Source organism: Antarctobacter sp. (assembly GCF_965277915.1).
In the GTDB taxonomy this organism is placed as follows: domain Bacteria; phylum Pseudomonadota; class Alphaproteobacteria; order Rhodobacterales; family Rhodobacteraceae; genus Antarctobacter.
In genome coordinates this window covers 1,216,735-1,231,959 of sequence record NZ_OZ255849.1, presented here as the reverse complement: position 1 = coordinate 1,231,959, position 15,225 = coordinate 1,216,735, and the positions used below count along the sequence as shown (strand labels likewise).

At 64.3% G+C, this 15,225-nt stretch carries 15 protein-coding genes and 1 pseudogene; 12 read left to right on the top strand and 4 right to left on the bottom strand.

All coding sequences use genetic code 11. The features are described 5' to 3' along the window. Nucleotides 1-38 precede the first annotated feature (38 nt). From ACQY5B_RS06780 to ACQY5B_RS06770, 3 genes are all read left to right on the top strand, one after another. The gene (locus tag ACQY5B_RS06780; protein ID WP_420325839.1) at nt 39-872 is read left to right on the top strand and encodes a sugar phosphate isomerase/epimerase family protein; all 834 of its coding nucleotides are present in this window, start codon (nt 39-41) and stop codon (nt 870-872) included. Between the two features lie 173 nt (nt 873-1,045). Then, a protein-coding gene (locus ACQY5B_RS06775; RefSeq protein WP_420328558.1) for an IS5 family transposase occupies nt 1,046-1,803 on the top strand; the annotation gives its coding sequence in 2 pieces (ribosomal slippage) (nt 1,046-1,367 and nt 1,367-1,803; 759 coding nt in all). A 596-nt stretch (nt 1,804-2,399) separates the two neighbouring features. Continuing rightward, nucleotides 2,400-3,155 carry an SDR family NAD(P)-dependent oxidoreductase gene (locus ACQY5B_RS06770; RefSeq protein ID WP_420325840.1) on the top strand — a complete coding sequence of 252 codons (756 nt, stop codon included), beginning with the start codon at nt 2,400-2,402 and terminating at the stop codon, nt 3,153-3,155. 111 nt (nt 3,156-3,266) lie between these two features. Here ACQY5B_RS06770 and ACQY5B_RS06765 read toward each other — a convergent pair whose 3' ends face one another. The 4 genes from ACQY5B_RS06765 to ACQY5B_RS06750 form a co-directional block, all read right to left on the bottom strand. After that, nucleotides 3,267-4,343: a PLP-dependent cysteine synthase family protein gene (locus ACQY5B_RS06765; RefSeq protein WP_420325841.1), complete on the bottom strand. Its 1,077-nt coding sequence runs from the start codon at nt 4,341-4,343 to the stop codon at nt 3,267-3,269. A gap of 73 nt (nt 4,344-4,416) precedes the next feature. Next, complete coding sequence (locus ACQY5B_RS06760) at nt 4,417-4,950, bottom strand: flavodoxin domain-containing protein (protein WP_420325842.1); 534 nt, start codon at nt 4,948-4,950, stop codon at nt 4,417-4,419. Between the two features lie 99 nt (nt 4,951-5,049). Continuing rightward, on the bottom strand, nt 5,050-5,997 hold the full coding sequence (locus ACQY5B_RS06755) for a 2-hydroxyacid dehydrogenase (RefSeq protein ID WP_420325843.1): 948 nt from the start codon (nt 5,995-5,997) through the stop codon (nt 5,050-5,052). A 15-nt stretch (nt 5,998-6,012) separates the two neighbouring features. Then, a complete protein-coding gene (locus ACQY5B_RS06750) occupies nt 6,013-7,182 on the bottom strand; it encodes a pyridoxal phosphate-dependent aminotransferase (RefSeq protein ID WP_420325844.1) in 1,170 nt (389 codons plus the stop codon). Between the two features lie 171 nt (nt 7,183-7,353). On the opposite strand from ACQY5B_RS06750, the gene ACQY5B_RS06745 reads away from it, so the two are divergent. From ACQY5B_RS06745 to ACQY5B_RS06705, 9 genes and pseudogenes are all read left to right on the top strand, one after another. Next, nucleotides 7,354-8,154: a crotonase/enoyl-CoA hydratase family protein gene (locus ACQY5B_RS06745; protein ID WP_305971589.1), complete on the top strand. Its 801-nt coding sequence runs from the start codon at nt 7,354-7,356 to the stop codon at nt 8,152-8,154. 25 nt (nt 8,155-8,179) lie between these two features. After that, a complete protein-coding gene (locus ACQY5B_RS06740) occupies nt 8,180-9,055 on the top strand; it encodes an amidohydrolase family protein (protein WP_420328694.1) in 876 nt (291 codons plus the stop codon). Nucleotides 9,056-9,202: 147 nt separating this feature from the next. Further along, a pseudogene (locus ACQY5B_RS06735) lies at nt 9,203-9,718 on the top strand (DUF475 domain-containing protein). Between the two features lie 325 nt (nt 9,719-10,043). Beyond that, complete coding sequence (locus ACQY5B_RS06730; RefSeq protein WP_420325845.1) at nt 10,044-11,324, top strand: flavin-dependent oxidoreductase; 1,281 nt, start codon at nt 10,044-10,046, stop codon at nt 11,322-11,324. 266 nt (nt 11,325-11,590) lie between these two features. Continuing rightward, a complete protein-coding gene (locus tag ACQY5B_RS06725; RefSeq protein WP_420325846.1) occupies nt 11,591-12,502 on the top strand; it encodes a sugar ABC transporter substrate-binding protein in 912 nt (303 codons plus the stop codon). An 85-nt stretch (nt 12,503-12,587) separates the two neighbouring features. Beyond that, on the top strand, nt 12,588-13,700 hold the full coding sequence (locus tag ACQY5B_RS06720) for an ABC transporter permease (protein WP_420325847.1): 1,113 nt from the start codon (nt 12,588-12,590) through the stop codon (nt 13,698-13,700). Between the two features lie 3 nt (nt 13,701-13,703). After that, nucleotides 13,704-14,474, top strand: coding sequence for an ATP-binding cassette domain-containing protein (locus ACQY5B_RS06715; protein WP_305971584.1), 771 nt, complete (start codon nt 13,704-13,706; stop codon nt 14,472-14,474). 126 nt (nt 14,475-14,600) lie between these two features. Beyond that, entirely contained in the window at nt 14,601-14,747 is a 147-nt protein-coding gene (locus tag ACQY5B_RS06710; RefSeq protein WP_420325848.1) for a hypothetical protein, read from the top strand. A gap of 134 nt (nt 14,748-14,881) precedes the next feature. Further along, entirely contained in the window at nt 14,882-15,223 is a 342-nt protein-coding gene (locus ACQY5B_RS06705; RefSeq protein ID WP_420325849.1) for a hypothetical protein, read from the top strand. The last annotated feature ends 2 nt before the right edge of the window (nt 15,224-15,225 follow it).

Here is a 15,225-nt window from a genome sequence, read left to right as displayed (position 1 = left end):
GTGCCACGGCGCGGCGGCCTCACTCATGGAAATTTGTCATGCCTGATCTTCACATCCTGCAATCGCTCTGGGGCATGGAGCGGCACCAGTCTGATGGCATGGAATGGTCCACCGAAGAAAAGTTCGAGATGATCGCAAATGCCGGGTTCGATGGCATCTGCACCCATTTCCACACCCGCGCCGATGTGGACAAATGGATCGGGCAGGCGCGCGACCGTGGCTTTGTCATCGAAGGTCAGGCCTTTCCACGTGACATCGACGACCTGCGCCCGGCGCTGGAACTGGCCGCCGAGCACAAGATCCATCACCTGACCATCCAGCCGGACGTGCGCCCCTACGATGTCGCCTCCAGCCTGCCGATCCTCGCAGGATGGCAAGAACTGTCCAGGGAATACGGTGTCCCGGTGCTGGTCGAGACCCACCGCGGCATGATGACCAACGACCTTTGGTCAACGCGCGAGATGATCGACAAGCTGGGCGACCTGCCGTTGCTGGCCGACCTGTCGCATTATGTCTGCGGTCAGGAAATGACCATGCCGATCTCGCCGGTGAATCAGGCGATGATCGCCCGTATCATGCGCCATGCGCGGGGATTTCACGGGCGCGTCTCAAGCGCCGAACAGATCCAGATCGAGATCGGCTTCCCCTATCACAAACCCTGGGTCGACCAGTTCGCGGCGTGGTGGGCAATGGGCTTCGGCGACTGGCTGGCGCGGGGTGCCCCCGGCGGCAGCCTGACCTTCACCGTGGAACTTGGGCCGAAACCTTATGCCATCTCCGGCCCCGACGGCGACGATTTATCCGACAGATGGGAGGACGCGCTAAATATTCGAGAAATCGTCAGGGATCTTTGGTCGCGGGTTGCTGCCTGAATCGTGCATGGCAATTCGATGCGATGCGGCTTACTTGGTCCGGAATATGGTGCATTGATAGCCATCCTTGGCGGTCGGCTCAGTCCAATTCGCTTTGCCAGCCTCTTTTAGGGTCAGGACCCATTGATTTCAGAGGGGTGTCGTGATTCACGGTTCGAAAAAGAGCGGTGAACATGTCTGATCTATTCTGGCTGACCGATGCCCAGGTGGCGCGTCTCGAGCCTTTCTTTCCGAAGTCCCACGGCAAACCCCGCGTCGATGATCGGCGTGTGCTGAGTGGGATTATCTTTATCAACCGCAATGGGTTACGATGGCGCGATGCGCCTGCAGCCTATGGTCCACACAAGACGCTCTACAACCGCTGGAAGCGATGGAGTGATAAAGGCGTTTTTGCCCGAATGATGGCTGGTTTGGCTGCTGAACACGGTGAGACGAAGACAGTCATGATCGACGCGACATACCTCAAGGCCCACCGGACAGCGACCAGCATGGGCGTCAAAAAGGGGGGCGTGGGCGCCTGATTGGTCGCACCAAGGGCGGCATGAACACCAAGCTGCATGCCATCTGCGACAGCCAAGGACGCCCGCTTGATCTGTTCGTGACCGCCGGACAGGTGAGCGACTACATCGGGGCGCGCGCCTTGCTCAGCAGCCTGCCGAACGTCGATTGGTTGCTTGGTGACCGCGGCTATGATGCCGACTGGTTCCGAGAAGCGTTGCAAGACAAAGGGATACGCGCATGTATCCCCGGTCGAAAGCAGCGCAAGAAACCTGTAAAGTACGACAAGCGTCGCTACAAACGGCGCAACCGGATCGAGATCATGTTCGGCAGGCTGAAGGACTGGCGGCGTGTTGCGACCCGGTACGACAGATGCCCGAAGGTCTTCCTATCAGCCATCGCTCTCGCCGCAGCCGTCATCTACTGGCTTTGAAACTCAATGAGTCCAGACCCTAAGCAGTTGAACTTGAATCACACTCCCTTCGCGCTCACAAGCGATGTCCATTCTTCCCAGCATTCACGGTTGTTTCTTGTCGGCTCAGACGTCGCGAGGTGACCTTGCCGCGATCGCAGAGAAATCTCGCCTCCGCCATACCCAACAATACTTCAGATGAAGCGGGCCCGCTGCGCGAATGGCGGCTTCCGATGTCCGAAAGCGACGTACTCGCGACCGCAGCGAAAGCCCGATTTCCGCCGATTCTTTGGAAAAACAACGTGTTGCTGACGCAGAAAGTGGTATCTATTTCGTGCGCGAGCGCCTTTCCTGTCAGGCTTTCCGAGGTTGCTGCGGTGCAGGAAAGATCTTGGCCTGTTTGCGGAGGTTCTGGGCGGTTGCGGCGGAACTGCTTGAGCGCGTGCGAATAGTTTGCCTGGCGGCTATATGAGCGCTAAAACCAAAAATGTCAGTTCAGCTGGCAAGCGCTGTCGGCTTTTCGTACGGCGCTTGAGCACGACGCAACCCAAGTTGTTTCTCTGGGTGCAAACAACGGCCGATCAGCGCCCCCTGCCCCACCAACCACGGAGAACAGCATGCCAGACTTCGCGATCTACCCAAGCCTCAAGGGCAAGACCGTCTTCATCACCGGCGGCGCCTCGGGCATCGGCTCCGAGATGGTCCGCGCCTTCGCGGCGCAGGGCGCGCGCACCGGCTTTGTCGATTTCGACCGCGAGGCCGGCGAGAAACTCGCCGCCGAGACCGATGGCGAGGTCCTCTTCGACTATTGCGACCTGCGTGAGATCGACCAGCTCAAGGCCAGCTTCGCCCGCCTGGCCGAGGCCCTTGGCCCCGCCACGGTGCTGGTCAACAACGCCGCCCGCGACGACCGCCACAGCTGGCAGGACGTCACCCCCGAGTACTGGGACGAGCGCATGGCCACCAACATCCGCCACCAGTTCTTTGCCATACAGGCCGTCGCACCCGGCATGATCGAGGCCGGCGGCGGGTCGATCATCAACATGGGATCGAACAGCTGGTGGGAGGCGGGCGGCGGCATGCCTGCCTACACCACGGCGAAATCCGCCGTGCACGGGCTGACCCGGACGATGGCCCGCGACCTAGGCGAGCATAGCATCCGCGTCAACGCCATCGTGCCCGGCTGGATTATGACCGAACGGCAGAAAGAACTCTGGGTCACGCCGGAATCGATCGACAAGCACCGCCAGCGGCAATGCCTGCCGGACCTGATCGAACCGGTCTACCTGGCCCGCATGGCACTTTTCCTGGCCTCCGACGACAGCGCCATGTGCACCGCGTCGAACTACATGGTCGAAGCCGGGTCCATCTGATCGGTTGACCGGGGCCGCAAGTTCGTCGTCCGCCTCACCACGTCGACCAGCCGGGGTTTTGGCGCCCCGGCTGGCAGGGCCCCGGCCTTGGTACGGGGACCCGTTCCTGTCCTATTCCGCGGCCATCTGGGCCGTGGGCGTCGACAGCGAAATTGCCCGTTCCTCCTCGGTCATGTCCTCGGGCAGGCCTTCGAACAAGGGCGTCGAGAGATAACGTTCACCCGTGTCGGGCAGCATGACCAGCATGACCGAACCTTCGGGCGCGCTCTCTGCCGCCTTCATCGCCACGGCGAAACTGGCGCCGCCGGAGATCCCGGTAAAGATCCCCTCTTCCGCCGCCAGCCGCCGCGACCAGGCAACGCCATCGGGACCGGGCACCGGGATCAACTCGTCGTAATAGCCTTTGTCGATGCTCTCCTGCAGCACCCAGGGAATGAAATCCGGCGTCCAGCCCTGGATCGGGTGAGGTTCGAAGTTCGGGTGACTCTCGGTGGGCTGATGCGCCTCGTTGCGGGTATTGGTGTAGCCCGAGCCCACAAGCGCGGCATTGGCCGGTTCGCTGAGGATGATCTTCGTGTCCGGGCGTTCCGCGCGCAGAACGCGCGCCACACCCGAGACCGTGCCCCCGGTGCCGTAACCGGTGACAAAGTAATCCAGCCGCTCACCGTCGAAATCGCCCATGATCTCGCGCGCGGTGGTGCTTTCGTGGATATCGGCATTGGCCGAAGTCTCGAACTGGCTGGCCAGGAACCAGCCGTTCGCCTCCGCCAGTTCCTTGGCCTTGGAATACATGCCGAACCCCTTGAGCGCCTTGGGCGTCAGCACGACCTTGGCCCCCAGGAACCGCATCAGCCGCCGTCGCTCGACAGAGAAGCTCTCGGCCATGGTCACCACCAGCGGATAGCCCTTGGCGGCGCAGACCATCGCCAGCCCGATACCGGTGTTGCCGCTGGTCGCCTCGACCACCGTCTGCCCCGGTTTCAGCGTTCCGTCCCGTTCGGCCTGCTCGATGATACCGATTGCCAGGCGATCCTTGACCGAGCCCGCCGGGTTGAAGGCCTCGAACTTGACGTAGACCGTGACATGGTCTGGCGCGATGCGGTTGATGCGGATCGCAGGTGTGTTTCCGATCGTGTCGAGCACGCTGTCATAGCGGCGCCCCCGACCCTCGGTGCTGCGCTGAGTCATGGTCTTCCTCCCGTTGTTCACCCGACCGTCGCGGGCCCTTGAAGGAAGCCTAACCGATTCTGCCCGCCGAATGTCAGCCCTTCGCCGCGATCCAGTCATCGAGGGCCGTCCCCAGGGCCTGCCAGTCGGTGTATTCGCGATCCTTGTCCGGATCGGCCTGCGGGTCCTTGGCCGCAACGATGCGGCGCATGACGAAACGGCGGAAGATGTCGTAGTCGGAGGGCCGGTAGGCGCCTGCCACCTGCAGCACCTTTCTTGGGTGCCAGTCTGTCGCCTGTGCAAAATCCGACACGATCCGGTCGAGGTCGGCCCATTCCTCGGCGTCATGTCCGGCAGCGGCCAGCGAGACGGACACGAAAAACACCGGCAGGCGGTCCAGCGCGGCCCCGTGCCGGGCCGCGAATTCGCCCATCTCCTTCTGGTAATGCCCCAGGTGGACCGAGGCGGCCAGGATCACCCGGTCAAACCGCGCGAGGTCGATGTCCCCTGCTTCCGCGACGGGCAACAGCTCGACCGAATGCCCCTGATCGGCCAGCCGGTCCATGAGGAACCGGGCGATCCTGCGGGTCTGCCCCTCGGTCGAGGCATAGGCGATGAGCGTCTTCATGGGCGTCCCTCCTGTCGCGCGAAGGATGCCGAAACGCCCGCGGCCCTGCCTTGACCCAGGTCATGTGGCGCAGGGCGGGGCTCGCCCCGCCGCGCGGCCTCAGTTGACCGGCGTCACCAGCGGCTCGCCCTTCAGGAAGGCCGCCACGTTGGCCAGCTGCAGTTCCGCCATCGCGGTTCGCGTCTCGACGCTCCCCGACCCCTGGTGCGGCTGCAACACAACGTTGTCCAGTTTCAGGAACCGCGGGTCGATGTTGGGCTCGTTCACGTAGACATCCAGCCCCGCGCCCGCGATCTCGCCGGCCTCCAGCGCATCCAGCAACGCGCCTTCGTCGATGGTCGTCCCGCGCGAGATGTTGATGACCACGCCGCGCGGCCCCAGCGCCTGGATCGCCTCGCGGGTCACATGGCCCTTGGTCTCGGCTCCGCCGACCAGTGCGATCACCAGGAAATCCACCGCTTTCGCCAACGACACCACGTCGGAATGATAGGTCCAGCCCGGTGTCTCCTTCTCGGTGCGCGAGGAATAGTGGATCTCGCACTTGAAGGCGGCCAGCCGGTCGGCGATCTCGCGCCCGATGCGGCCAAGACCCACGATCCCCACGGTCGAACCGGAAACCTTGCGGTTGAGCGGGATCTCCCCTTCCTGCGCCCAGCGCGCCGAGGCGACATGTGCATGGCCGCGGATCATCGTCCGCGCCTGCGCGATCATCAGCCCCACCGCCAGGTCGGCCACGTCATCCGACAGCACGTCCGGCGTGTTTGTCACCGCGATGCCGCGCGCGCTGGCGGCCTCGACGTCGATGGCATCATAGCCCACGCCGTAATTGGCGATCACCCCCAGTTGCGGGAACAGGTCCATCCGGTCCCCGCCAAAGGGCGCGTGGCCCTTGTAGGCCACCGCGCGAATGCTGGCCCGCAGGGTCGAATCCAGCCCCGCCATGTCGTCCGGCCCGTCGACATACACCGCCGGATAGGCCGTACTCAGCCGGTCACGCTCGTCTTGATTGAAGCTCTTGCCGCAGATCAGCAGTTGCGTATCGCTCATGGCTTTGGCCTTTCGTCACAGAAGTTTGCGGATGCGCGAAAGCGCCTCCAGGATGTTCTCGGTCGAGTTGGCATAGGAGAACCGCAGGTAGCCCTCGCCCCAGGCGCCGAAGGATGTCCCCGCCACCGTCGCCACGCCCGCCTCTTCGAGAAAGCGTGTCTCGGCCTCTTTCGAGGTCAACCCGGTGCCCTCGACATTGGGGAAGGCATAAAAGGCGCCCGCCGCATCGGCGCAGCGCACGCCGGGCAGCGCGTTCAATTCACGGACGATGACCTGGCGGCGCTCGTCGAAGGCGGCGACCATGTCGCGCACCGCGTCCTGCGGCCCGTCCAGCGCGGCGATACCGGCGTATTGCGTCGCGGCGTTCACGCAGGAATGGTCGTTGATGCACAGCCGCGTGGCATGGTCGACCAGTTGATCGGGCCAGACCGCGTAGCCGATCCGCCAGCCGGTCATGGCATAGGTCTTGGACCAGCCGTCCAGCAGGATCAGCCGGTCGCGGATTTCCGGGTAGTTCAGCAGCGAGACATGCTCGCGCCCGCCGTAAAGCATGTTGGAATAGATCTCGTCCGACATCAGCGCCACATGCGGGTGATCGGCCAGACCGGCCACCAACTTGTCGATCTCTTCCTTGGGCGTCACGCCGCCGGTCGGGTTGGCGGGCGAGTTGATGATGATCAGCCGCGTCTTCTCGGTGATCTGGCCCAGTACCTCTTCGGCGGAAAAGGCGAAATCGTTTTCTTCCTTCAGCGCGATGGGCACCGGCGTGGCGCCGGAGTACTTGATGACGCTTTCGTAGATCGGAAAGCCCGGGTTGGGATACATGATCTCCGCCCCCGGTTCGCCGAACATGAGAACGGCAAAGAACATGGTCGGCTTGCCGCCCGGCACCACCACCACGTTGTCGGGGTTCACTTCGGCGCCATGCCGGCGGTGCAAGTCGGCGGCCACCGCCTCGCGCAGCGCGGGAATGCCGTTGGCGGGCGTATAGCCGTGGTGGCCATCGCGCAGCGCCTTGATCCCGGCCTCGACGATATGGTCGGGCGTGGCGAAATCGGGCTGCCCGATGCCAAGATTGATGATGTCGCGCCCCTCGGCGGCCAGCTTGCCGGCCCGCGCAAGAACCACGAATGCGGATTCGGTGCCCAGCCGCGACATGCCCGCGGCAAGTTTCAGATCACTCATGCGTCCTCCCCGGCGCCTCGTTTCGCCAGTTTGGTATACCAGAAGAACCGCAAGGAAAAGCGGTTATGCCACCCTCCCAAAGCGCAAGCCCGATTGACTCCATCGGCGAAAATTGTTTACTTGGAAACTAACTTGCCGCCAGCGCGGCACCCTGGGGAGGAGTTTTCCGACATGACGGCACAACCGGAAACGATGGGCGACGGCCTGATCACCTATGAACTGGACGGCGACATCGCCGTCATCGGGCTGAACCGTCCGGACAAGCGCAACGCCCTGTCCGACCGCTTTGTGATCGCACTGGGCCAGGCCGTGGCCCGCGCCACGGCAGAGGCCCGCGCGGGCGTGATCCACGGTCATGGAAAGAACTTCAGCGCCGGGCTGGACCTTGCCGAACATTCCGAAAAACCGCTCTTCGAGGCGGTCAAGGGGTCGCGCCTCTGGCACCGCACCTTCGAGACCATCGAACTGGGCGAGATCCCGTTTGTCGCCGCCATCACCGGCGCGGCCGTGGGTGGCGGGTTCGAGCTGGCCTCCAGCACCCATATCCGCGTGGCCGAGGAAAGCGCCTTTTTCGCCCTGCCAGAGGGCACGCGCGGCATCTTTGTCGGCGGCGGCGGCTCGGTCCGCATCTCGCGGTTGATCGGCCCTGCGCGCATGGGCGACATGATGTTGACCGGGCGCTCTGTCTCGGCCAGTGACATGGAACGCTGGGGCGGCGTGTCCTATGTCGTCGAGGACGGCACGGCCCTGTCCCGCGCCCGAGAGATCGCGCATCGCATGGCGGAAAACGCCGAGTTCACCAATTACGCCATCCTCAACGCCCTGCCCCGCATCGCGGACATGTCCGCCGACGACGGGCTGTTCACCGAGGCGATGGTGGCCTCGCTGGCCACCATGACGCCCGAGGCGAAACAGCGTCTCAAGGACTTCCTGGAAAAGCGCGCCGCCAAGGTGCAGGCGCCCACCAGCTGACCGAAGGCATAGGAGAGAGACCATGATGAACCTCGACGACCTGGTTGCCATCGACATCCACACCCATGCCGAGGAGCCCTGCTGCGGTCCCCGCGACGATGGCTATGACGAATTCCAGGCCGGCATGGCCAGGTATTTCAAGAACCCGGCGGGCGCTTCGGGGATGCTGCCCTCGGTCCAGCAGACGGCCGAGTATTTCCGCGAGCGCAAGATCGGCGCGGTGATCTTCCCGGTCGATGCCGAACGCGAAACCGGGTTCCGCCGCTACTCGAACGAGGAAGTGGCCCAGATCGCCGCCGAGAACGACGACATCCTGATCCCCTTCGCCAGCATTGACCCCTCCAAGGGCAAGGCCGGCGCCCGCGAGGCACGGCGCCTGGTCAAGGAATTCGGCGTCAAGGGGTTCAAGTTCCACCCGACGATGCAGGGGTTCTACCCCAACGAACGCTGGGCCTATCCCCTGTACGAGGCGATTGCCGAGGAAGGCGCGGTCATGTTGTTCCACACCGGCCAGACCGGCGTCGGCTCGGGGATGCGCGGCGGCATGGGGATGCGTCTGAAATACTCCAACCCGGTGCATGTCGACGACGTGGCGGTGGATTTCCCGGACACGCCCATCGTCCTGGCGCACCCCTCGTTTCCCTGGACCGAAGAGGGTCTGATGGTCGCCCAGCACAAGCCCAACGTCTACATCGACATGTCCGGCTGGTCGCCCAAGTATTTCCCGAAGATCTTCGTGCAATACGCCAACACGATCCTGAAGAAGAAGATGCTCTTCGGCTCCGACTGGCCCGCCATCACGCCGGATCGCTGGCTCAAGGATTTCGAGGATCTGGACATCCGCGACGAGGTGCGCCCGCTGATCCTCAAGGAAAACGCCAAGCGCCTGCTGAACCTCTGACACCACCCGGGGCTTCTTCTCTCCAAAAATACTCATTCGGCGCGCAGGTCATCACGGGCACCGCGCGCGGCTTTTGCCTTGCCCCCGCCACCGGGCCGAACGAGGCGCTGATCCTCGCCGCGCGAGCCGCAGGAATACGCCCAGATCATGGAAGGCGCGCATCTGTCGATCTCGGCCTTCGGCGGCACCTTCCTGATGATGGTCGCGCTGAGCTATTTCATGGACGAGGAAAAAGAAGTCGACCCGGTGAAGGCACTGGAAAGCCGTCTGCGCGACTGGTCCGGGATTCGCGGCATTGAGGTTGCACTTGTTCTGGCCGTCGCCGTGGGGGTCACCGTCAGCCTTCCGGCCAGTCAGGGCGTCGCGGTCCTCTTTGCCCCGGTCTGCGGGCTGCTGACCTTTCTCTACCTCTAGGTGCTGGACACCTCGTTCAGCTATTACGGGGTGGTCGGCGACTTTGCCCTGACGCAGAACCTGTTCCTGATCGCCAACGGGCTGGGCATCGGCGCCTTCTATTCCGTGCTCGTGCTGTCGATCATCATGTTCGCCCAGTCGCGGCCCCATGTACCCGAAGTCATCACCGGCCTCCTGGGCGCCTGCCTGATCGGCCTGTCGCTGCTGGCCTCGATCCGACACGGAGGCCGCGCGGAGGGCAACGGATGAGCCACGCTTCCTCCCGCCGTGCGCTCTGGATGCAGAAGTTCGCGGTCCAGGTCGCCGATACGCTAACCTAAAAGATCCGCGCCGGAACGCTGGCGCTGGACGACTTGGCGGCGCGCGTACTTCTACGCCCCGGCGCGAATGGCGCGCCCGGACGCGCGATCACCTGCTGCGGTTGCTGGCCCTGATGGAGCAGATCAAGGCCTCTCGCTGCGCCTGCACACCCACAAGCTGTGCGCGACAGCACGCCATTCTCCCTTGCGTAGCAACCAATTGCTTCGGCTGAAATTCTGGCATACCAGTTCAGCGCCCAGAAACGGAGAGCGCAATGACCCGTGTCATCATCGCAGGCGGCGGCATCGGTGGTCTTGTCACCGCGCTCACGCTGCACCAGATCGGCCTGTCCTGCACCGTCTACGAGGCGGTGCGCGAACTCAAACCGCTGGGCGTCGGCATCAACCTGCAACCCAACGCGGTGCGCGAGCTGTTCGACCTCGACATCGGCCAGGAACTGCTGGACCGCTGCGGTGTCCCGGCCCGCGAATGGGCGCTGGTCGGGCTCAGCGGCGCCGACATCCATTCCGAACCGCGCGGGCTGGAGGCCGGGTACAACTGGCCGCAATACGCGGTCCACCGGGGCCGGTTCCACATGGCGCTCTATGATCTCGTGCTGGACCGGTTGGGCCCCGACGCGGTGCAGACGGGCTGCCGTGCGGCCGGCTATACCCAGAATGAGGACAGCGCGACGCTGCACCTGGAATGCGCCGGGGGCACGCGCACCGATACCGCCGACCTGCTGATCGGGGCCGAGGGCATCCATTCCGCGATCCGCGCCCAGATGCATCCCGACCAGCCGCCGATCCACTGGGGCGGCGCGCTGATGTGGCGGGGCACCACGCGGGCGAAACCGATCCGCACCGGGTCGAGCTTTGTCGGCCTGGGCACGCACCGGCACCGGATGGTGATCTACCCGATCTCCGCCCCCGACGAGAACGGGCTGGCCGAGATCAACTGGATTGCCGAACGCACCTTGGGCGAGGACGAGGACTGGACCGAAACCGGCTGGTTCCGCGAGGTGCCGATCGACAGTTTCGTGCATCATTTCGACCAGTTCCGCTATGACTGGCTGGACGTGCCGACGATGATCCGGGGCGCTTCGCGCGCCTTTGAAAACCCGATGATCGACCGTGACCCGGTGCCGACATGGGTGCAGGGCCGCGTGGCATTGATGGGGGATGCGGCCCATGCGATGTATCCCACCGGGTCGAACGGGGCCAGCCAGGCGGTGATCGACGCCCGCACCCTGGGCGCAAGCCTGCTGGAACACGGTGTCCGCCCCGATGCGCTCAGGGCCTATGACGCGCGCCTTTGCGACCCGGTGTCCAGGCTGATCCTGCGCAATCGCGGCGCCGGTCCCTTTGGCCTGCTCAACCTCGTCGAAGAACGCTGCGGCGGGCATTTCGACGACATCGACAGCGTGATCCCCCCGGACGAGCGCGAGGCCTTTCTGGCCGACTACAAGGCCGCCGCCGGTTTCGCCATCGAGACGCTGAACGCCGCGCCGCCGATCATCGGCCGCGACGCAAGGGTTTTCGCCCCTTCGGCCTGAAATGATGGAATCCTCTCAGGATGCGGCGTCACAGCCCCTCATCCATGAGGGAATTTGACCACTGAAACAGCCGAAATCCTCGACGCAGCCACCTTCGGTCGTTAGCGATAACGCCACCCGCCGCGGGGGGACGGGAGGAGGCATCATTCATTGCTGACAACTCCCCGGGGCGTTGCTAGGCTTTCAACCGGAGAGCAGCTCCGGAAGAGAGCCGATCCGCACCAAATGCCCGGGAAAACGGGCAATTGTCCAATGGAGGAGACACCATGAAAAAGACCCTGCTTGCCACCGCTGCCATCGCGGCGATGGCCTCTGCCGCTGCGGCCGAACGCTATGTCATGATCACCCACACCCAGGGCACCGACCCGTTCTGGCCGGTGGTCGAGAAAGGCGCCAAGGATGCCGCCGCCGCCGTCGGTGCAACGCTGGAATACAATTTCGATCCTTCCGGCGACATGTCGGCCATGGCCAAGCTGATCGAAGCCGCCGCCGCGACCGACCCGGACGGCATCATCGTCTCGCTGCCCGATGCAGATGCGCTTGGCGGCGCGATCCGCGATGCCGTCGATGCGGGCATCCCCGTCATCACCATCAACTCGGGGCTTGAGAACTCCAAGGATGTCGGTGCGCTGATGCATGTCGGCCAACCGGAATACGACGCCGGCAAGGCCGCGGGCGAACGCGCCAAGGAAGAAGGCGTGACCAACGGCCTGTGTCTCAACCAGGAAGCCTACAACACCGCGCTGGTGGATCGCTGCACCGGCTATTTCGACGCCTTCGGGCAGGAACTGAACCAGATCGACGTGTCGAACGACGTCACCCAGATCAAGACCCGCACCGCCGCCGCCCTGCAGGCGGATGAAAGCATCGACGGCCTGATGGCGGTTGGCCCCCACGTCTGCGAAGCGGCATGGGAAGCGGTCGAGGAAGTGGGCGCCGACGTGCACCTGGCCTGCTTCGACCTGTCGCCCGGCGTGATGGACCTGATCGAGGCGGGCCACGTCTCCTTCACCATCGACCAGCAGCAGCGCCTGCAGGGCTACATGCCGGTCATCGTCCTGCACCTCTACAACACCAACGCAGGCATGCTGCCGGGTGCCAACGTGACCTCCGGCCCGGGCTTCGTGGATGCTTCGAACGCCGCCGACGTGAAATCGCAGGCGGGCGTGAACCGCTGATCGCGGGCACATTCGGAAACATCGCGGGGACAGGCAGCCAAACCTGTCCCCTTTTTCGATACATCCTTACATACTGGGGGGTCTCATGTCTGACCGCAGCGAAGCGGACCGGCTGACGCAGGAAACCACCTTCATGCGCCTTGTGCGCCGCCCCGAGGCCGGGGCCTTCATCGTCATGCTCGTCGTCGTGACCGCGATCACCTTTGCCTCGGACTTCAAGGCGTTCAACGCGCTGGGGCTGAAGAACAACATCGCCATCATCTCGCAGTTCGGCATCATCGCCACCGGCGCCGCCATGCTGATGATCGCCGGGGAATTCGACCTCTCCATCGGCTCGATGATCGGATTTGCCGGCATGTCGATGGCCATGATGCTGAAATGGGGGCTGCCCTTCGGGTTGGGAGAGGCGACACCGCTTACCGCCTTCGTCTTGACCATGTGCATGACGCTGTTCATCGGCTGGATGATCGGAACGATCGTCGTGCGTTCGGGCCTGTCCAGCTTCATCGTGACGCTGGCCTTCCTGTTCTTCCTGCGCGGCCTGACAGAGGTCTGCTTCCGCCTCATCAACCAGTCCACCCAGATCTCGGGCCTGCCCGATTTCAAGGAGGAAAGCTGGGTCGCCTGGATCCTGGGCGGCGAGGTCTTCGGCTGGGTCTATGACCTGTGGTTCCAGCTGGGCGGCAATATCAACCGCCGCGGGGAACAATGGGTCGACGGGTTCGACGCGCGGTTCCTGTGGTGGATCGTGATCGCCTTCTGCGCATGGTTCGTGCTGTCGCGCACCCAGATCGGCAACTGGATCTACGCCACAGGCGACAACAAGGACAGCGCCCGCGCCAACGGCGTGCCAGTGAACAAGGTCAAGATCGGTCTGTTCATGTTTACCGCCTTCTGCGCCACCATGTTCGCGGCCTGCCAGGTCTATGACACCAACACCGCCGATGCGGCCAAGGGCAACCTGATGGAACTGAACGCCATCGCCATCGCCGTCGTGGGCGGCACGCTGATGACCGGCGGTTTCGGCTCGGTCATCGGGGTCGCTTTCGGCGCCGTGACCTTCGGGCTGGTGGCCAACGCGGTCTTCTACATTCCCTGGCTCGACGGTTCCTTCTACCGGGTCTTCGTGGGTCTTGTCCTGCTGGCCGCGGTCTTTGCCAACGAACGCATCCGCAAGCGCATCACCGGGGGGATCTGAGCCATGACCGAACCCTATCTCCGCGTCGAAAACCTCGTAAAGAAATTCGGCCCCTTCATGGCCCTGAACGGCGTCAACCTCGAGGTCTACCCGGGCGAGGTCCACGCCCTTCTGGGGGACAACGGGGCCGGCAAATCCACCCTGATCAAGACCCTGGCGGGCGTGCACCAACCGACCTCCGGCCAGCTCTACATCGAGGGCAAGCCAGTCAACTTCCGCTCGCCCCGCGATGCCTCGGACGCGGGCATCGGCACGGTCTACCAGGACCTTGCCGTGAACCAGCTGATGAGCGTGACGCGCAACTTCTTCATGGGGCGCGAGTTGAAGGGCCCGCTGGGCACCCTGCGCATGGCCGAGATGGACAAGATCGCCCATGACGAGATGCTCAAGATCGGCATCGACTTCAGCGATCCGACCCAGGCGGTGGGCACCATGTCCGGCGGTCAGCGCCAGACGCTGGCCATCGCCCGCGCCATCTACTTTGGCGCCAAGGTCCTGATCCTGGACGAGCCGACCAGCGCGCTGGGGCAGAAGCAGCAGATGGAGGTCCTGAAGACGATCAAGCGCGTGCGCAAGCGCGGCGACATCGCCATCATCTTCATCACCCACAACGAGATCCACTCGCAGCTTGTGGCCGACCGGTACACCTTCCTTGCGCTGGGACAGGTGATCGGCGCGGGCAAGGCGGGCGAGCTCAGCCACGACGAGATCCGCCGCCTGATGGCCGGCGGGGCCGAGATGAAGGACCTCGAAGGCGAACTGGCGGCGATCTGACGCCGCCCCCGGCAGGAGCCCGCGCTTGCAGCCGCGGGCCCCTGCCACTGGCTGCAAGGCAGATTGGCAAAGCCGATCTGGCGGCCGTAGGCAGTACCCCATTGTTTCATCCGCTGAGGGCACGCGATGACAAGGCTGATCCCGCTGGGGCAGGACCTCTGGACTGTTGACGGCCCGCCGATCCGGGGCGCCGCCGGGTTCGATTTCCCCACCCGAATGTGCGTCGCCCGCCTGCCGGACGGCGGGCTTTGGATACCCCCCCATCGCGCCTGATCCTGCATTGGCCGAGGAGCTGACCGACCTGGGGCCGGCGCGGCTACCTGGTTGCCCCCAATGGCCTGCACCACGGCATTCTGGCCAGCTGGGCCTCGACCTATCCGCTGGCGCAGGTCCATGCGGCGCCCGGCGTGCAGGCAAATTCCGCCGGCGTCGTGGTCGACCACCCGCTGGGCGAGGTGCCACCGGCGGACTGGGCCGGCACGTTTGACCAGCTTGTCTTTGTCGGCAACCGGATCACCACGGAGGTGGACTTCTTTCAACGTCCCAGCGGCACAACGATCTTCACCCACCTGCTGCAGCAACTGCCCGAGGGGATGAACCGCGGCTGGCGGGCGGTGGTGGCACGGGCCTTCGACTGGGCCCGCTGTGCGCAACGCGCGCTTCGCTCATCTTTCGTCAACCTGCCCGCCGCACCCTCTGCCCCGCTAGCACTGAAGACCGGATCACGACCCCGCTCGGGGGCCTTTTGATC